Origin of the sequence: Bartonella senegalensis OS02 (assembly GCF_000312545.1) — a bacterium.
Classification (GTDB): domain Bacteria; phylum Pseudomonadota; class Alphaproteobacteria; order Rhizobiales; family Rhizobiaceae; genus Bartonella; species Bartonella senegalensis.
In genome coordinates this window covers 63,214-82,997 of record NZ_HE997541.1, presented here as the reverse complement: position 1 = coordinate 82,997, position 19,784 = coordinate 63,214, and the positions used below count along the sequence as shown (strand labels likewise).

At 38.8% G+C, this 19,784-nt stretch carries 12 protein-coding genes and 2 pseudogenes; 7 read left to right on the top strand and 7 right to left on the bottom strand.

All coding sequences use genetic code 11. From position 1 onward, the window contains the following. Positions 1-218 precede the first annotated feature (218 nt). A complete protein-coding gene (locus tag BN200_RS04895) occupies positions 219-968 on the bottom strand; it encodes a L,D-transpeptidase (protein ID WP_019221415.1) in 750 nt (249 codons plus the stop codon). A 261-nt stretch (positions 969-1,229) separates the two neighbouring features. On the opposite strand from BN200_RS04895, the gene ychF reads away from it, so the two are divergent. Further along, the gene (gene ychF, locus BN200_RS04890; protein WP_019221414.1) at positions 1,230-2,333 is read left to right on the top strand and encodes a redox-regulated ATPase YchF; all 1,104 of its coding nucleotides are present in this window, start codon (positions 1,230-1,232) and stop codon (positions 2,331-2,333) included. Positions 2,334-3,061: 728 nt separating this feature from the next. Here the strand turns inward: ychF and BN200_RS04885 are convergent. The 5 genes and pseudogenes from BN200_RS04885 to BN200_RS10105 form a co-directional block, all read right to left on the bottom strand. Further along, positions 3,062-3,502: a PRC-barrel domain-containing protein gene (locus BN200_RS04885; protein ID WP_019221413.1), complete on the bottom strand. Its 441-nt coding sequence runs from the start codon at positions 3,500-3,502 to the stop codon at positions 3,062-3,064. 98 nt (positions 3,503-3,600) lie between these two features. Next, positions 3,601-4,479 (bottom strand): cytochrome c1, encoded by an 879-nt coding sequence (locus BN200_RS04880; RefSeq protein WP_019221412.1) that lies wholly within the window; start codon positions 4,477-4,479, stop codon positions 3,601-3,603. Beyond that, the gene (locus BN200_RS04875; protein ID WP_019221411.1) at positions 4,473-5,729 is read right to left on the bottom strand and encodes a cytochrome b; all 1,257 of its coding nucleotides are present in this window, start codon (positions 5,727-5,729) and stop codon (positions 4,473-4,475) included. Before BN200_RS04875 ends, BN200_RS04880 begins: the two co-directional genes overlap by 7 nt. A 4-nt stretch (positions 5,730-5,733) precedes the next feature. Then, positions 5,734-6,282: a ubiquinol-cytochrome c reductase iron-sulfur subunit gene (petA, locus tag BN200_RS04870; protein WP_019221410.1), complete on the bottom strand. Its 549-nt coding sequence runs from the start codon at positions 6,280-6,282 to the stop codon at positions 5,734-5,736. 862 nt (positions 6,283-7,144) lie between these two features. Next, positions 7,145-8,339, bottom strand: a pseudogene (locus BN200_RS10105) (integrase). A 659-nt stretch (positions 8,340-8,998) separates the two neighbouring features. On the opposite strand from BN200_RS10105, the pseudogene BN200_RS04845 reads away from it, so the two are divergent. Both BN200_RS04845 and BN200_RS04840 read left to right on the top strand, forming a co-directional pair. Beyond that, positions 8,999-9,211 (top strand): annotated as a pseudogene (locus BN200_RS04845) (portal protein); the annotation flags it as partial. A 401-nt stretch (positions 9,212-9,612) separates the two neighbouring features. Beyond that, a complete protein-coding gene (locus tag BN200_RS04840) occupies positions 9,613-10,086 on the top strand; it encodes a tRNA (cytidine(34)-2'-O)-methyltransferase (RefSeq protein WP_019221400.1) in 474 nt (157 codons plus the stop codon). A 220-nt stretch (positions 10,087-10,306) separates the two neighbouring features. On the opposite strand, the gene BN200_RS04835 is transcribed toward BN200_RS04840, so the two are convergent. Next, on the bottom strand, positions 10,307-11,560 hold the full coding sequence (locus BN200_RS04835) for a CCA tRNA nucleotidyltransferase (protein ID WP_019221399.1): 1,254 nt from the start codon (positions 11,558-11,560) through the stop codon (positions 10,307-10,309). Positions 11,561-11,815: 255 nt separating this feature from the next. Between BN200_RS04835 and BN200_RS04830 the strand changes: the two genes are divergently transcribed. The 4 genes from BN200_RS04830 to BN200_RS04815 are packed head-to-tail and all read left to right on the top strand — an operon-like array spanning position 11,816 to position 18,652. Further along, positions 11,816-12,847 carry an AAA family ATPase gene (locus tag BN200_RS04830; protein WP_019221398.1) on the top strand — a complete coding sequence of 344 codons (1,032 nt, stop codon included), beginning with the start codon at positions 11,816-11,818 and terminating at the stop codon, positions 12,845-12,847. Next, complete coding sequence (locus BN200_RS04825) at positions 12,847-13,758, top strand: DUF58 domain-containing protein (RefSeq protein WP_019221397.1); 912 nt, start codon at positions 12,847-12,849, stop codon at positions 13,756-13,758. The genes BN200_RS04830 and BN200_RS04825 overlap by 1 nt, the downstream gene beginning before the upstream one ends. Next, complete coding sequence (locus BN200_RS04820) at positions 13,755-16,559, top strand: DUF4159 domain-containing protein (protein ID WP_019221396.1); 2,805 nt, start codon at positions 13,755-13,757, stop codon at positions 16,557-16,559. The genes BN200_RS04825 and BN200_RS04820 overlap by 4 nt, the downstream gene beginning before the upstream one ends. Further along, complete coding sequence (locus tag BN200_RS04815; protein WP_019221395.1) at positions 16,556-18,652, top strand: membrane protein; 2,097 nt, start codon at positions 16,556-16,558, stop codon at positions 18,650-18,652. Before BN200_RS04820 ends, BN200_RS04815 begins: the two co-directional genes overlap by 4 nt. The last annotated feature ends 1,132 nt before the right edge of the window (positions 18,653-19,784 follow it).

Genomic DNA, 19,784 nt, shown 5'->3' with positions numbered 1-19,784 from the left:
CTCATAATTTTCTCAAAAAGCTTTTTCTAAACTTCCAATCCATGTTTCAATCGTCTTATGTTTTAGAATAAGCGAAAGGCATAAAAAGCTTGTCTAAAACAAATCAGCACTGCTTTATGCAATTCTTGTGCAAAACACTCCCCCTATACGAAAGAGCACATTGAGCAACAAACTCCAAATTGCCCCAATGATACTCTCTAAGAGAATAGTTCTTGGAATTAAAACAATTCACTTTCACTTGGCTTAATCGTTGACTGGAGTGGATCGTAAGTTTTTGATTTTTGACTTAAAATACTATGTCTACTCTCACTATTCTGCAACACCACCACGCGTGATCCAGTGGAAACACGGTCATAAAGATCAATGATATCTTGATTGAGCAAACGAATACACCCACTTGAAATAGCATGGCCAATTGACCACGACTCGTGTGAGCCATGAATACGAAAGAGCGTATCTTGTCCATTTTTGAAAAGATAAAGAGCTCTTGCCCCCAATGGATTATCTGGTCCTGGTGGCATTCCTTTTCCTAAATGACCATAACGTTCTGGTTCCCTGGCCATCATCGCCGCCGTAGGAGCCCAATTAGGCCACTGGCGCTTACGCTGCACAACCCCCTCACCTTCAAATGCTAATCCTTCCTTACCCACCCCAATACCATAACGCAAAGCTCTTCCATTTTCGCCAATAAGGTAAAGAAAACATTCCTGCGTATCTATAACCAATGTTCCAGGCGGATAAGATGTATAATAAATGACCTGCTGACGCCAAAATTTTGGATCAATTGTCGAAAGATCAACAGCAGGTAAAAAATAAGGCTCATTCGTTACAGGTCCGTATAAGGCTTGTATTTCTGCCGGAATGTATCGAGCCTGCTGAGAAGCAACAAGCGACATATCTGAGTGACGGGTAGCACATCCAACTAAAGCCAGAGGTGCTGCAATTAAAAAAGCACGACGAGATAACACTCTTTTATTTTCTCCGATTAATTCTTCATACAAATCTGCATACTATGAAAAACTTAGCACACTGTTAACGTTAATTGAGAAATCTCTCATGATTAAAATCAAAATTTTTTAAAATGTGGTAAAAAAAAGACAGGTTATTTTTTTAGCAGAGCTTTTTTCTTCCTTACAGCAACACAAGACTATGACTCTTCTCAAAATGTGCTATAGAAACACTAAAGAAACTCTATCTTGACTATAAAATCAACAAAGAAGAAGGCGCTCATGGGTTTTAAATGCGGTATTGTTGGACTCCCGAATGTCGGTAAATCAACCCTTTTTAATGCATTAACAAAAACAGCCACGGCACAAGCAGCCAATTATCCTTTTTGCACAATCGAACCTAACACCGGAGAAGTTGCTGTACCAGATGTGCGAATGGAAAAAATTGCCTCCATTGCTGGTTCAAAAGAAATCATTCCCACACGCATCAATTTTGTTGACATTGCCGGGCTTGTGCGTGGCGCTTCAAAAGGTGAAGGTTTAGGCAATAAATTTTTAGCCAATATCCGTGAAGTTGATGCTATTATCCATGTTTTACGCTGTTTTCAAGATGATGATATTACCCACGTAGAAGGGCGCATTGATCCTGTTTCTGATGCCACAACTGTTGAAACAGAACTCATGCTTGCTGATCTTGAAAGTCTTGAACGGCGTATCGTACAGATCCGTAAACGTGCAACCGGAAAAGATAAAGAAGCTCTTACAATTCTTCCCGTAATGGAAGCTGCATTAGATTTACTGCAAAAAGGAAGCCCTGTGCGGTTACTCCTCAAAGAGATCTCTTCCGATGAGCGCCGCATCCTTGAGAGTTTAAATCTCTTAACCTCCAAACCCGTACTTTATGTTTGCAATGTCAGCGAAAATGATGCAGCTCATGGCAATAGCTTTACCCAAATGGTTGAGAAAATGGCAACAGAACAAAATGCTCAAAGCATTCTTATTTCTGCTTCCATAGAAGCTGAGATCACTCAACTTAATGACGCAGAAGCCATAGAATACCTTAGTGCTCTAGAGCTCTTTGAACCAAGTCTCAATCGCCTCATTCGTGCTGGTTATCATTTGCTTGATCTCATTACCTATTTCACCTGTGGACCTAAAGAAACACGAGCGTGGACAATTACCCGTGGCACGAAAGCACCTCAAGCAGCTGGTGTTATCCATTCAGATTTTGAACGCGGCTTCATTCGTGCCCAAACCATCAGCTACGAGGATTATATTGCTCTCGGTGGAGAAAATGGTGCAAAAGAAGCTGGAAAAGCCCGCGATGAAGGCAAAGAATACGTTGTACAAGACGGCGATATCATGTTGTTTAAACACAATACATAATGCAACATAACGCATTCCATTCAAACACCCATAGACCTCTTAAAATGCGCAGACATTATGAGAGGGATTCTTTATAACTCGGCTTTACAGTATAGCAACGCTGTTCTATGCGGTGGAAAGATGTAAGAAAATACTATCATCTCTTCATTTAAAGATGAAGACTGTAAACTCTAAACAGTTTTTCTTTCTATTTTTCTAAATCCACTGCAACATTTGCAATGAAACTCATTCAAAATTGCAAGATTCATTTGTGATAAAAGTGATAAAATATAAAGCAAAGAAAAAACTTGAGAGACAGGTTTTATGAAACAGACAATAAAAGAAAAATATCAAAAAACAGCACACAACTTAAAAAAATGAGCAGCGACACACAGTCAAACTAACTTATCCAATTATATCACAATTTAAAGCACTATCGGAATCGATAAATGACATTACGGCGTTTCTTTATACAACAAAGCGCAAATCATAAAAAAAATCCCTATAAACGATAAAAAAGCTCCCCAAAATTAGGAATAAAGAGAAAAGTGCAAGTGAATTAATCACCATCGCCTTAACTAATATAAACTCTTTATCTCATTGCTATTTATTCCACTTAAATCAATTGAAACGAGGACTGTACTTTTTGATAATTTTTTTCAAAACCTTCAAAAAATCTCTTAAATAAAAACAGCGCTATCATAGAGTATGATAGCGCTGTTATATTTACGAAAGACAGAAAAACAAAATTAGCGTGGCCAACGCCCTTCATATTTAAATGTTGGAGCTTCCTTCAACGAATCCTTTGTCGCATTCGTAATAAGCTTCCACTTTCCATAATCATTTGTCATTTGCACTGTTTCTGGTGCAACAACCACATAACTCTCCCCTATACCAAGAAAACCACCAACAGCGATAACAAATCCCGTAATATTATTTTCACGCAAAATAATATCTTTTACTTCGCCAATATTTTCGTTTTCTATATTGTAGACACTGGAACCAATAAGACTTGACGCAACAAAATCAGTTTCCAAAGGTGTAACATAACGCGCAAGCATATCTGACCCCATCCGTACGATCCCCATTGAAGAAATCGTCTCAGGTTCTGGAGTCCCCACAAAAGACTGAGCATAAGCACTAGAAGCCATCAAAACTGTCATAAAAGCAGTCAATATAATTTTTTTCATTTTAACATCTCCGTTTTTACTTTACAAAACCTCAATGCATCGTAACCGGATTTGTTCCCTGATCTCTTTTAGGACCAATAATCCTCGCTTTTTCTTACTTAGTCTTTCTTCTCCTTCTCAAATTCTTCGCCTAAGCTTCTCCAGATCCGCACTTTTAAAGTATAAACAAGCCCCGCAAAAATGATTAAAAATAAAATAACACGAAAACCAGTTTTCTTACGAATTTCCATATGAGGATCAGCTGCCCACATCAAAAAAGCAGCAACATCGCGCGCGTAATGTTCAACCGTTTCTGGAGTTCCATCCTTATAAGAAACAAGGCCATCCCTTAAAGGAGGTGCCATAGCTAAACTATTACCAGCAATAAAATAAGGATTATACCAATGACCATCAGTAATCTTCATATTCTCTGGTGCCTTTTGATACCCGTTTAAAAGAGCTGTAATATAATCTGGTCCAGCAGTATCGTAATGAGTGAGTATATCAGAAATAATAGCAGGAAATGGCAAAGACACAGCACGCGCACGTGCTATCAGTGACAAATCGGGAGGATAGGCACCCTCATGAATAAATCGTGCCTCTTCTTCATGAGCAAAGGAGGAAGGGAAAGTGTCTGTTGTAACACCAGCACGTTTAAAAAATTTTCCTTCTTTCTTAGAACCATCGCTCACTTCATATTGGCGAGCAAAAGCCTTAATCTGTTCCTGATCATAGCCAAGAGCCTTTAAATCACGAAAAGCCACATATTTTAACCCATGGCAACGAGAACAGACTTGTTGATAAACCTTCAATCCGCGTTGCAATTGCATTTTATTATAAAGCCCAAATGGCCCTGAAAAACTCCATTCCTGTTTTTTAGGAGCGTATAAAGGGAAAGAAACAAACTCCTCTTCTTTATCAGAAACATGACTAGCCAAGCTCTGAAAAGAAAAACTCATGAATATTATAACAATCAATCCAATAAAAGCATTTACCATAATTTACTTTTTTTCTGTTTCATATCTTCAGTAATTGAAGCAGGAAGAGCAATACTCTTTTCGAAAATGGGGATGATTGGCAAAACGACTAAAAAGAAGATAAAGTAATAAGCTGTACCTAATTGCGTCCATAAAAGAATACTGTGATTTATTTCCCTTGAACCAAGCCAACCAAGAAAAACAACATCAGTAATCAAAGCCCAAAAGAAAATTTTATAAACCGGTCGGTATCTTGCAGAGCCTATTGTGGAACGGTCCAACCATGGAACAAAAATCCAAACGAAAACTGCCCCAACTAAGAGAACAGCACCAAAAAAAGTTGATGAAAGAGCCCCAATACTAAAAGTGATAGCACGCAGCATCGCATAAAAAGGTAAAAAATACCACTCAGGAACCACACGAAGAGGCGCCTTTAAAGGATCGGCAACGCTATAATTTTCAGCATGCCCCATATAATCAGGCATATAAAATAAAAACCAAGCAAAAAAGAGGAGAAAAACAGTAATAGCAAAAATATCTTTGATAAGCGCATAGGGCATAAAAGGAAGAGTTTCCTTCTCTGATTTCACCTCAAGACCGGTGGGATTACCCTGTCCAACATGGTGGATTGCAACAATATGAAGCACCACAAAGAACAATAAAAGAAATGATAAACAATAATGGAAAACATAAAAACGATTCAACGTTGGTTGCCCGACGCTATAACCACCAAGAAATGCCTCATGCAACCACGTTCCCACCAAAGGAAGAGCTTTTAAAAGCCCTGCAACCACTGAAGAAGCGGAAACAGACATCATCCCCCAAACCAGCACATAACCCAAAAATGCTATTGCCATCATGACTATATAGATGAAAATACCTGTAACCCAAACCATTTCTCGCATATTTTTATAAGAACCATAATAAAGTCCGCGCGCTAAATGGATATAGACAGCAATAAAAAAGAACGAAGATCCTACAGCATGCCATGGACGAAAAAGCCAACCAAAGTGCCCTTCACGCCTGAACCTTTCACCGGTTTCAAAAGCCAAGTGAATATCCGGTACATAATGCATAGCCAACACAATACCGGTCAAAAGCTGCGATAAAAGCATAACGGTTAGAATACCGCCAAATGTATAAAAATAATTAAGATTGCGTGGAACAGGAAAAACGACAAAGGCATTGTAAAAAAAACGGGGAAGCGGTAGGCGTTTATCAAACCAACGGGCAAGAGCACTTTTAGGAAAATAGGGAGGAAATCTGGTCATTATTTTATCCTATTTTCAACAAGGTATCAGAAAGAAACTGATAAGGGGGAATGGCTAAATTATAGCTGGCAGGCCCCGAACGCACTCTTCCAGCTGTATCATAAACAGAGCCATGACAGGGGCACAGCCACCCCCCCAATCTACCAGATTGTCCAAGTATGACACAACCTAGATGGGTACAAAGATTAATGAGGATAAGCCAATTCTCACGTCCTTCTCCTGCCGAACGTGCAAAATCGGTTGCTTCTTCTCCACCTTCAAGATTAGGATTGCGTGCCAGGCGATCTTTAAGAATACCCAATTCAGTAGCGCGAGCTTGTGCAATCTCTTTTGCAGTACGATTGCGAATAACAACAGGCTGCCCCCGCCATTTAACCGTCACCGACATGCCTTCCTCAATGCCAGAAAGATCAACTTCAACAGAAGAATCCGCTAAAATAGCCTTCTCTGGGCACAGCTGACGAATAAAAGGCCACGTAACCGCACCAACACCAAAAGCCCCTGTAACACCTGTTAGCAAAAACAGGAAATCCCGCCTCGTTTGCTCACTCATTATCGATAAGAGCCTGTTTCTTAAAACATCTTTTTACCATATTCTCCCTCACTAAGCAATTACTCATCCCTCCATTTTCTCAACGATGAAAAACATCTCAAGCTGTTTGCATCTCACCCAAAAGCAAATTGAACCCAAAAGCAAATTGAATTGAGAAAAATTGAAGTTTAAGGCAAAAATTTCATAAAAGAAAAAGCTTCTTTATCCAATTATAAGAAAACACATCTGAAATATTTGCGTTTATTAAATATTAAAGAAGCATTCGATAAAAGAGCATTCTTTCATAAAAATATTCATCATCATTCTACATTGTTTTCTAAGTTAAGCGTAAAGAAAAAATGGCAAGAATGCATTTCACTTTCTCTTCTTTTTGTACCTCTGATATAATTTTATCCGTAACAACTTTTTGTATTTTCATCCCATCAACAAGAGAAGTTGCTTTGAGAGGAACATTTTTATTCCCAGAATTGAGAAGAAAATAGAAATTTTGGCCCAACCCATATCCACCCTAGCATGACTTTTCATAGGTAAAGCTTGTGCTTACTTCTTCAGAATATTTTTCTCAATGCTTACCCCTGATGCTGATTGTCTCTACAGACTACTTTACAATCTAGAGCTTTCAATACAAGGATGAACAAAAACAAAGTGCTAGCAATTCTTACAGCTCAAACATCAAAAAGAGAGTCCATAGAAGTTTTTGGCAATTTTTTCCAAAAACGAATACTCCTCCTTGTCTATTACTAGAGAATTCATAATGCTGAAATAATACCCTTGCTATAGATGCATGAATAACAAATCACTGGCATGAGAAGAAAAAAAGCTCTTGTTTTTGAATTCTAGCTTTTAAAATCACATAAACGTCTTAAACAAAACGACAGGAGAGTTTTTCAGTGCTCACTACATTTGAAAGATTTTTCTTCCATAAAGCAAAAACACAGCACAGTTCTAAATAATTTGTACGACGATAATACATTCTACTTGTCCCCCGATCACATGCCCAAAATGGTTTCTGATACCTTATAAGGAACTTCTTTTGTTTCAGCAAACCAAACACGTAAACTTGAATGAACCCCATAAAGAACATGTACCAAGCCCAATTCCGTTACATGAATTATGACAGGCAATTCGCGGCAAGAAGAACACGACCATTTGCAGAAAAAAGAAATCATTGCAAGAAAGCAAGCGCGCTTGTTTAAAAATTTCTAATGCCTCTGATGATAACGGCACACGAAATCCTGTTGTAGCATCACGCTTTCTTTTCGCAGTCTCAGCAGAAAGTGTTCATTATATTATAGCCGTCAATCTGCTGTTTATGAATATGACGCAAAGGATTTAGACAAACCCTCGTAAGGATAAGAAGACGCAAAGCCAGATATGTTATGTTTGTTGTTTTGCAAAGTGTTTGGTAAAAAGCCAGAATATCTCTTCAAGACAGAGCTGATTTATTAGGGGGTTTATGACCTTGCTATTCCTTATAAAGCTTTTGCTATTCCCTATAAATCAATATCCAAACCGTACTGAGCAGCATGTTTGAGACAAAGATTGAGAAGGATCAGGATTTCCTCTGCTATCACAGCTTTTGTATGCCAGATTGGAGCAGCATATTGCATATAGCCGTTTGCGTAATCTCTGAAACGAGAGCATCTCATTTTGAGAGGAATATAAAGCCGTCAAGGTAGAAATCAGCTTCCAGCCTTACCATCTCCTTTTAACTCTGCTTTATGGCTTTCAAAAACAGTGAGAAGCAATATCTTTTCAAGAATGGAGAATGCACATTGCCTCATGCTTTTATGTCTTACGTTCTTAAGAGAGTCACGCCCCTTAACGCAAAACAAAACGCCATTATGTTACGCATTTACGCGCTCGTTTTAAAGAGACATCTATCAGTACACACAAGCCTATTTCACAACACATTTCACGACGGACCACATAAAGGGTATAATGCGAAAGTCATTGCCTCCCTCTTTACGTTTATTGAACGTGCAAGCTGGCACCATCATTTTCTTTGTCCCCAATTTTGCGACAGCCTTTGTATTGAGACGGTTCATGAAAGGTATTTTACTTATTTTCTGAAAAGTTTTTAACCACACACTCATCTCACTTATGATATGCAAGCAAATGATTTTGAGTGATTCAACATAAACGATTTTGAAATGAGAAAATCTTACGATATTTGGAGTTCTCATTCAACATGCAAAACGATAAATTATCTTTCTAAATCAATATCTTGATATAGATAGTAAATTCCCTTACTAATCCTTGGCAACTTAATGTCAAACGTCTTCTGGCAATACTACACACATGAAAAGTTAGCACTCCTCCAGCTCTACTCTCACATCTTAACTTTAAAGTGCATAGTTTAAAGTGCAGAGAATTTAGAGAATATCCTCTAACCTTCACTGCAACAAACAGTGTCTTATCCTCCTTACACTTTATAGCTGCAAAACCCTTTAGTTTCTCTACTTTTCGCATTCTAAAATTGAAATTTTTCTATACAAGGCAATATCGTCGATATATATTATGCGCTGCGCATTGCCAAAACTTGCAATCTATTTGTTTTGAATAACATTACAATATCTGCACATTCACTCAACACACCACAATCTTTTTCAAGGAATATGAGTTGTACAGAGCTATTCTGCTCCTTCACCAGTGTAAAAATTTTGCATCCGATCTGCTTCAGCTCATCATCAAAACTATAAAGCATACACAATGAGCAAATAAATACTTCAGTCAAGTGATGCATATTCTCAATATCCAATCCAAAAGCGGCATTATGGCAGAAAGGGGCGCTTTTGAGGATGAGAGGGATACGATAAGAAGTTTGGCAAAAGCAGACAGTATTACGATTTTAAAACAGAGAGATCTTGCGGCAGGTAAGATCCAATCAAAACCTGTTGCACAATTTCCAACGAGATTTTTTCAGCTGTAGAGAATACTTATAGACAAAGTGATTAAAGTTGATTTTATAGCCAATATATCCCCGCTTACCATTTTTATAGCCAGTAAAATACTCATCTCAAAAGACATCTAGGATCAATGGTATTTTGCCAATAAGATATCCTGAACATTCTCTCAAATGATACACGCATCATATTCGCCTCATCAGCCAAATCCGTATCAGAGAAAAATAGCTACTCTCGTTTTTCAGGTCATTTGTCAGCAATTATGATTCTTCCTATCTCATGATACATTCATATCTGTCATTTTTTCTCTGAAGTTTAAAGTCAATAACAGCTAAATGCAAAAAACAGATACGTCTCAATGCTATTTTTGCAATAAATGACAGAGCACCTTTACAAACACAAGGGAAAAACCATACTAGGATACATGACTCTTCACATTGCTCTTTTTCAACCCGACATTGCTGGTAACACAGGGACGATTTTGCGCCTGAGTGCTTGTTTTGGTTTACATGTGCACATTATTGAACCTGCAGGCTTTAACCTGTCCGATCGCAACCTTAAGCGAGCGGGCATGGATTATCTCGAATATGCTTCGGTAGAACGACATATTGACTGGCAACATTTTATACATGCCATGAAACATTTTAACCGTCGTCTTTTGCTTTTAAGCACAAAAGCAGAAAAATGCTACACGCAGATATGCTATCAAGAAAACGATGTTTTACTTTTTGGACGTGAATCAGCAGGGGTTCCCAACTATGTTCATGAAGCCGTCGATGACACATTAAAAATTCCCATGCAATCACATGCACGCTCTCTAAATCTTGCAATGAGCGTGGCTATAACAACAGGAGAAGCACTTCGGCAAATCGGTTATTATGAAAAAAGAAAAACTTGATAAAAAAGATACAAAAATCCTATTAAGAGATTCAATATATTGATAAAAATAGAGATGTATTGCACATCACCAAGGATTTTCAAAAGAGTATAATCATTATATCTTTAGAAAACATATAGAAGACGTCTCAACAGTACCAAAAATCTCATACTCTTTCTCCTTTCAAAACTCTAAAAGAGCATCATTAAAAAAAGCAAAAAGCTCTTCGAAAAAATCAATGTTATAAGTTAATCTTTTCTAATAAGCTCTTGCGATCTATTAAGAATTCGCTTTCAATCCATAATGTTTCTAGTTCTTTGAGCTTTTGTCCTAAAAGCACGCCTTTAGAAAAACCTTTCTTCATCAAATCCTTACCACTCACAGGAAAAGTTGGAATCTGCCATTTTTGAGCAAGCTTATAAAGCCTCATATAATCTTCTGCTTTTTGCAAAGCTTCATTTCCCTTTAAAGCATCAACATGGGCTGCAGATAGAGAGAGAGACAATTGATCTAAAACTGGCTGTCGACCATGAAAATAAATTAATTTTTGCAAAAAATGGTCTGAACAGTTTTGGTGAATAATTTCCAATTCTGCCCATTCCTTTAACCTGTTTTTTTCCTTATGAGATAAAGACAAGCGATGCGCCATTTCATGAAGACGTACCGGATCAGGAGGAAGAAGACTTTCTAGTCGCAATAAGGGATCAACTTCGCAACCAAGATCTTGTTCTGTTTTCACAAGTGAATGAATCGCATCAATACCCCATTTTTCTGTTTCAGGAAAAATAAGTGTTAAAATTCCGCTTTGGCGCATCCATAGAAGAGCACGTGTAGGATGAGGTGCAGTGAGAAGTTTTTTCATCTCCCCCCAAATACGTTCAGATGAGAGTTTTTGCAGACCATGTTTCAAACAAACACATGCTTTTAATCCTTGTCCATCAGGTCGTCCTGCGCCATACCAAGCAAAAAAGCGAAAAAACCGCAAAATCCGCAGATAATCTTCACGAATACGCTTCTCTGCAATACCGATAAAACGTACTGTTCTGCTGGCAATATCCTCCAGTCCTCCGACCAAATCATAAAGATTGCCAGCAGCATCACAATAAAGCGCATTCATAGTAAAATCACGTCGTTCAGCATCTTTTTGCCAATCACGACCGAAGGCTACTTTTGCATGACGACCATCCGTTTCAATATCAGAGCGAAGAGTTGTAACCTCGTAAGAATATGACTGAGCAACCACAGTAACTGTCCCAAACGCAATACCTGTAGGAATAGCTTTAAATCCCGCTTCTTCTACACGTGCTATAACCTGTTGTGGCAAACAGGTTGTAGCAATATCAACATCACTAATAGGTTGCTCTAACAACTGATTACGCACTGCTCCCCCTACAATACGCGCCTCTTCACCGTCTAAAGATAAAACATAAAGAAGTTTTTGGATGTGACTATTCTGCAACCAATCAACCTGTTTGAAATCTTGTCTTATGCTCACCCTTTAACCTTTCAAACAAATCGTTACTATTCTCTCAAATTGGTATCTTTATAGGACAATAGTTTTTGATAACATCCTTTACAAGACACACATCACTCCTTAAAAAAGAGCTTTCTCTCTGTATTTGTGCATGAATATTAAAAAAACAGCGCATTACACTTCTTTTCTCATCATTTTCTGCTACAAATCATAAAATATTCATTATCATAGAGAGAAAATTATCAATTTTTCGACAAATCGCCTTAAGGAAGAAATATGAGTCAGAGTGATATATTATCCAATTCTATGAAGAAGGCTACTCTCAATCAAGAATCTCACGTAATTATTGAGGATATTGATGTAGCACACAAAGAATTAGATATTCTACAACAAGAAGTTGACAAAGTTATTTTTGGTCAAAATCATGTGATTGAATACGCTTTAACAAGCATTTTAGCTGGAGGACACGCGCTTCTTGTTGGTGTTCCAGGGCTTGCTAAGACACGCCTTGTTGAAACATTGGGAAGAGTATTGGGGCTTGATGAAAAACGCATTCAATTTACGCCTGACTTGATGCCATCAGACATTATCGGTTCTGAAATTATGGATTCAGATAAAAGTGGTAAACGCTCTTTCCGCTACCTTCAAGGCCCTATTTTCACCCAACTTCTCATGGCCGATGAAATTAATCGTGCCTCTCCACGCACACAATCAGCGCTTTTACAAGCTATGCAAGAATATCATGTTACCGTTGCGGGTACCCGTTACGATTTACCCCAACCTTTTCATGTTCTTGCAACCCAAAACCCTCTCGAACAAGAAGGAACTTACCCACTTCCTGAAGCTCAACTGGATCGCTTTTTGATGCAAATCGATATTGATTATCCTGATCTAACCACAGAAAGGCGTATTATTCTAGAAACAACAAGAGGAAAAAATCAAAATGCAAAACCAGTTTTATCGACAAAAACACTGCAAAAAATTCAAAAAATTGTCCGCAAAATGCCCATCTCTGAAAATGTTGTCGAAGCCATTTTAAAACTAGTTCGCTCGGCTCGCCCTCATAAAGACAATAGCCTCGCAAACACTTATGTTGCGTGGGGACCTGGTCCTCGAGCATCACAAGCCCTTTCCCTTTGTGCTCGTGCTCGTGCTCTTTATCATGGACGGTTAACCCCCTCTCTTGATGATATTGCAACATTAGCACGCCCTGTATTACAACACCGCATGGCACTCAATTTTTCTGCACGTGCTGAAAATATAACCATCAAAGACATTATCGATAATCTTGTGAAAGACGCCCTCTAATGGCCATTGGCAAAAAAGTTTCAAAAAAAACTCCTCTGTTACTCGCTGCCAATTTGCATAAAGATGCTGCTAAAATGCCGCATTTTCTTTTACAAGCGCACCGTATCGCCAATACAGTGATAACCGGATGGCATGGACAACGCAAACGCGGTAACGGTGAAAATTTCTGGCAATTTCGCCCTTATGTTGAAGGGGAATCCATTACACGCATTGACTGGCGCCGCTCAGCGCGTGATGAGCAGACTTACCTACGTGAACACGAATGGGAAAAGATACAAACAGTTTGGATTTGGACTGATCAGAGCGCCTCTATGCATTATTGTTCGCGTTTTTCGCAAATCTCTAAAGGCAATCATGCCATCATTCTTGCCCTTACATTGGCAACACTTCTTGCACGCAGCGGAGAATATATTGCTATCCCTACTCTCATGCCACCTACAATGGCATCGAATATCATAGAACGTATGGCGCTGGCTCTAGCAAATCATCACACAGAAAATCCATTTCCAGATTTTTCAGCCATAACACGTTTTTCACACGTGATCATCATGAGTGATTTTCTCGATTCTCCAGAAAAAATTATTCAACATTTAACGGTTTTGTCTGCAAAACAGGTTACAGCGCATTTAATTGAGGTCGCTGACCCCGCAGAAGAGCACTTCCCCTATGCAGGCCATACAGAATTTTTTGATCCGGAAACAAAAGAAAAACGCATTTTGGAAAAAGCAGAGAACTTCCGGAAACATTATTGCAAACTGTATCAAGCACGGCGAAAAGAATTGACAAATTTTTGCTCACGCCAAGGTTGGACCTATCATGTGAGTAAAACTGACCGTCCCTTAACAGAAGTCATTCTACAACTTGCCAATAAAATAGGGATCTCACCATCTCACAGTAGGAGGTCATTTTGAGTTTTGGTGTTCCCCTCCTTTTACTAGGGCTTTTGTCCTTACCGATCATTTGGTGGTTGTTGCGGATAACACCTCCAACGCCGCGCAAAGAGCTCTTTCCCCCTTTACGCTTTCTGCCGAAATCAAGCAATCAACAAGAAGCCGCAAATCACACACCTTGGTGGTTATTATTGTTACGATTAACCATAGCAGCACTCATTATTATCGCTTTGGCAAAACCTACTTGGAATCAACAGTCAATTGTACTCTCCGGATCTCAACCCTTAGCACTTATTATCGATAATGGATGGGCATCTACGAGAGAATGGAAAAAACGGATTACTGTTGCCGAGGATCTCCTCGCACAAGCAGAAAAACAGGAAAAAGACGTTTATTTGCTCGCAACAGCCGAAAGTGATATTTCCAATATTGGTCCCTTACCTGCAAAAACCGTAAAACAACATTTAAAGCATTTACAACCCAGACCTTGGCCTGTCAACCGTGTACATGCACTAACAAAACTCTTTGAAACAATCAAAGAGAAACCTCTTGATATCGCTTACTTAAGCGATGGCTTACAAACAAGCGAAGATGATCAAGCGTTTACTCTTCTTCAACAGTTAAAAGCCAAAACACTGTTGTGGTATTTTGCTGATATTTCCGATCTAACCGGCATAACAGCCATAGAAAATAACAATGGACGCCTTGCAGCACACATCATTCGTGCAACCACACAAGGAGAGAAAAAGGTTGTCCTAAGCCTTTACGATTTAAACAATAAACTCCTTGGTCATTTTACGACAAACTTCCACGAGGGAGAAACAACAGCTCTTGTTCCTTTTGAGTTACCACTTGAATTACGCAACGAGATCGCATGGATAAAAATTGAAAACCATGCCCACGCTGCAGCCACTTTCTTAGTTGATAGCCATAATCGAATAAATCGCGTTGCTCTTCTCTCACCAAGCATCAATGAAATGACACAGCCGCTACTTTCGCCGTTTTATTACATTATCAAGGCATTGCAAGGCCATGCGCAGGTTATAACAGCAGGAGGAAAAGAGCTTTCCGTTGATATTGACCATCTCCTCACACAAAATCCATCTGTTTTCATCATGGGTGACATTGTCAATATGTCAGAAGAAGCAGAAAAAAAGCTTTCTGATTTCATCGATAAAGGAGGAACACTCATTCGCTTTGCAGGAGAAAATTTAAGTGCTACCGAACACCATGATAGCCTCTTGTCAGTTCCACTGCGCCCTGGCAAACGTCTGCTTGGGAGTATCATGTCTTGGGCTAAACCGCAAAAACTTGCACCCTTTACAAAAAATAGCTTCTTCTTTGATCTTCCATTTCCAGAAGATGTCACTGTCTCACGCCAAATTCTAGCAGAACCAAGCTCAGATCTTTTTGAAAAAACATGGCTTAGTCTTGCTGATGGAACGCCCCTTATTACAGCGGCTAGTCGTGGCAAAGGCACGGTCATTTTTATTCATATTGCACCTGACCCCACATGGTCAAATCTTCCTCTTTCTGGTTTTTTTGCACAAATGTTGCAAAAACTCACCACATTAAGTGCCTATGAAAATAAAAACCAAACACAAAGAAAAACAACAACAGTACAAAACCCTTGGAAAACATTAACCGCTGATGGAAAATTACAATCCCCTCCTTCTGATGTTATTCCACTGATCATTGATGCACAAAATCCACCTCTTGCCTCTTCTCATACCCCACCTGGGTTTTACGGCTTTAAAAATAATCTTTATGCACTCAATCTCTTAAATCCTTCATCGCACTTGATAAAACAATCGCCATTGCCATCCTCCTTAAGCAAGAATCACTTATCCTACGACACAAAAGAGCAACATCTTACTGGTCCACTTTTAGGATTAGCAATCCTATTATTCGCCTTAGACTATTTTCTCATTTTATGGATGGGAGGCGTTTTTTTTCTCAAAAGACGCAGCATTATGTTCCTTTTTTTCCCCCTAGCAATAAGTCTTATCATCTTGTTCTCACACAGTCCTATCCTACATGCACAAAGCGCAGACAATCATAATGAAACCATAGTACAAGCAGCTGGTGCAACGCATCTTGCTTATATTATAACGAACAACCCTGAAATCGATGCAACGAGTAAAAGCGGACTAGAAACACTCAGTCAATTTATTGCAGAGCGTACAATGCTTTCACCTGGCTCTGTAGCGGCAATTGATCTTGAAAAAGATGAGCTCGCTTTTTATCCTCTGATCTATTGGCCGATTGATTCTCATAGTTCTTTACCAACACCAAAAAGTCTTGAAAAAATAAATAGCTTTATGAAAAATGGGGGCACAATTTTATTTGACACGCGTGATCAAATACAGACCGATCTCAATCTTGAAGGCGCTGCCACCCCAGCTACACAAAAATTGCGCACCATTTTAAAGGGATTAAACATTCCAGCCATTGAGCCCGCATCCGCTGATCACGTTATTGCGCGTTCTTTTTATATTATGCCAGACTTTCCTGGTCTTTATCGTGGTTCACCTTTATGGGTTGAATCATCATCAATCAATAAAAAAAACAACAATCCTTTTGGCTCGGGTGACAATGTAAGTTCTCTTCTTATCACTGCAAATAACTTTGCTGGTGCTTGGGCATTAGACGAAAAAGGCATGTGGAAATATCCACTTATTCCCAATGATCCAATGCAACGCCTGTGGGCATTTCGGGCAGGATTAAATATTGTTATCTATGTTCTGACCGGAAACTATAAAGCTGACCAAGTTCACGTCCCAGCACTCTTGGAGCGCTTTAACAGAGAAAGAAGGCAATGATACCATTTTTCACTTTTCAGCCTTTTTTGCCTCTCTCTTGGATTTTCTTATTAGGGGGGATATCGACACTTTTTGTGGTTATCGGCCTGATAACAAAACGTCAAGGATCTTTACTGCGTCTTATGGCGTTAGCCTCATTGATTATTGTGTTACTGAATCCGATGATAATAAAAGAGCAACGCGAACCACTGAAAAGCACCGTGGGCATTGTCATTGATCGCAGCAAAAGCCAAACATTTGGTACGCGTATAAACGATAGTGACGAAGCACGTGCACAACTTACAAATGCATTAGCGCGCTATCCACAATTTGAACCACGATTCATTGATGCTGGAAAACTTTCTGATAATCATTATGCTCCCTCGACAAATTTGTTTCATGCTTTAACACAAGCAATATCGGATATACCACCATCTCGTTATGCGGGAACAATTTTCATCACCGATGGACAAGTGCACGATATTCCTGACATTTCAGACCTTCATCATAACGCTCCTGTCAATGCGCTCATAACTGGCAGATCAGAGGAATTTGATCGTCAAATCAAATTTATTTCTCCCCCCCATTTTGCCCTTATCAATAAACCACAAAAACTCTCGATTTTAGTAGAAGATAAAGGTCAGCCGCCAGAATCTCTCCCAAAGCAAGCAAATATTACTATAAGCGTTAATGGACAAGAAGTTGGCCATTATTCTGTAACCCCTGGCATTATCTTTCAAACTGAAATCACCCTTCCGCATGCTGAAAAAAATATTATCCAAGTTGCAACCGATACGCACAAAGGTGAGCTAAGCTTTGAAAACAATCGTTCCATAACGACTATTGAAGGAATCAGAGAAAATTTACGTGTTCTTCTAATTTCCGGTGCGCCTTACAATGGTGAACGAACATGGCGTAATCTTTTGAAAGGAGACTCAAATATTGATCTTGTTCATTTTACTATTTTGCGTCCTCCCAACAAAGCAGACAATACGCCATTAAGCGAATTATCACTGGTAGTCTTTCCTACAAGGAGGCTCTTTGTTGAAGAGATTAATAATTTTGATCTGATTATCCTAGACGGCTACCAACACTCTAGTGTTCTCCCCTTAATCTATTATGATTATATCACCCAATATGTACAAAAGGGTGGTGCATTGTTGATGGTAACAGGACCTGAATTTACCCAAAAGAATTCGCTTGCAAAAACACCTTTAATAAGCATCCTCCCTGCATTACCAGATGGCATTATCATTCAAAAGCCTTTCCGCCCCGCGTTAACCAAAGAAGGGGAACGTCATCCTGTCACGAGAGATCTTGCAACAGCGACTCATCCAGCCTCTCAATGGGGACAGTGGCTACGACAAATTGCAATTGAAAACACACACAAAGGCATTGCTCTCATGAAAGGAGCTGATGAACAACCACTTTTGCTTCTCTCCCATGAAGGAAAAGGACGTGTAGGTATGTTACTTTCCGACGAAAGTTGGCTTTGGGCGCGAGGCTTCGAGGGTGGTGGTCCTTATGCAGCTCTTTATCGCCGAATTGCTCATTGGCTTATGAAAGAACCTGAACTCGAAGAAGAAAAATTAAGTGTCACCAACGATCATCATCGTTTAACCCTTCGTCGCCAAACGCTCAAAGATTATCCAGAACCAGCCGAAATAACTTTTCCCTCTGGAAAAAAAGAAAATATCATTCTTACCAAAGAGCAAGAAGGTGTGTTTACGGCAACTATCAATACCGATGAGACGGGAGTTTTTACCATCAAAAACGGGAGTTTAACAGTCCTCTCTTCTGTTGAAACGCTCGATAATCTCGAATTATTTGACTTAATTTCAACAGAAAAAAAACTAGCTGTCCTCAGTAAACACACTGGTGGGAACATCACACGGTTACACAATAAAGAAAAAGAAGGTATCTTCGTTCCTCCAATCAAGCTGATTCGATCACAAGGAAGCCACTCATCTCCCTTTGCACCTTCCATTGTTCTGAAAGAAGCAACAGAGACACGCCTAATCAATACTTTCTATTTTTCTATCTTTTCCGGTTTCTTTGCACTACTCACTTGTCTTTTACTATTAAGCAGTTTGTGGTATCGTGAAAGCCGTTAGAAATTTCTGAGAATTTATTTCATCACTTTAATATGTAATGCGTCCTTTTGCTTGTTTCTTTGTCCTTTATGCTCTTAAGCAGCATGCCACATCGTAAAGACTATTTTAAAAATCCTAAAAAAGTGTGCTGTCATTATAAAATGAAATCCATTTTATAGGAAAAAGCTACAGTAATAGATAGTGCACCCATTTTTTTTATTAAAGAACAGTACTATGCTACAAAATTTGTACGACACTCCTTTTCTCCACCACATGCCCTAAAATGCTTTCTGCTACTTCATAAACTGCATCGATTACTTCTTCTAGCCAATGACCTTAAACGAGAACTTACACCTAATGAAGCATCTCTCCGATAACAAGTCTTCAAATGCAATTTTTTTATGAAGTTTATGCGAGCCTTCAACCAAAAGACCAAAGCCATTAGCAGAAAAAAGAAAACATTGCGAAATAGAATAAAGAACACAATTGCTGGAAAATTTTCATAACTTTCAATGATAAAGACAGGCGTCGTACTTTCCTACCTCTCTTTTTATATTCTCAACAGGGATTGCCCCATACATTGCTTTCAATTTGATCCTTACAAATATGAAGCAAAGAACTTGTGCAAACATCTATAAGAATAAGCAGAGATAAAACCAGATATATTATTAATGTTATTTTGCAGAGTGTTTAATAGAAAGCCAAGAGATTTTCCCAATCTATTGCTGGTTTATGGGGAATTTTATGAGCCTTATTTTCCTCATAAAGCTTTTGCTATTATCTATAAATCAACATTCAAACCTAATATTTAAGTGCATTTTTAAGATGCATATGAAGACAGTTCCGTGCAATACAAACCGTCCCACCTTTCCTATTTCATATTGGAGCAAGAGTCGTACCTATCTCCTTTAGAAATCCCAACAAAAAGAAAGCTTGATTGAAAAAGAATATAAAAGCATAAAGGTAAAAAGCAGTTTCTCTCTTTCACATCACTCTTGAATTCAACTTCACAATTTTCTCCACGACATTATATTTCCAGTAATGGAGAAGATTATGCAATTCTTCACGCTTTTGTTTACCGGATTTTTAATGAAGGACAGCTCCCTTACACAAAACAAAATGCCCTCCCATACATAAAATAAAACGCCGTTGA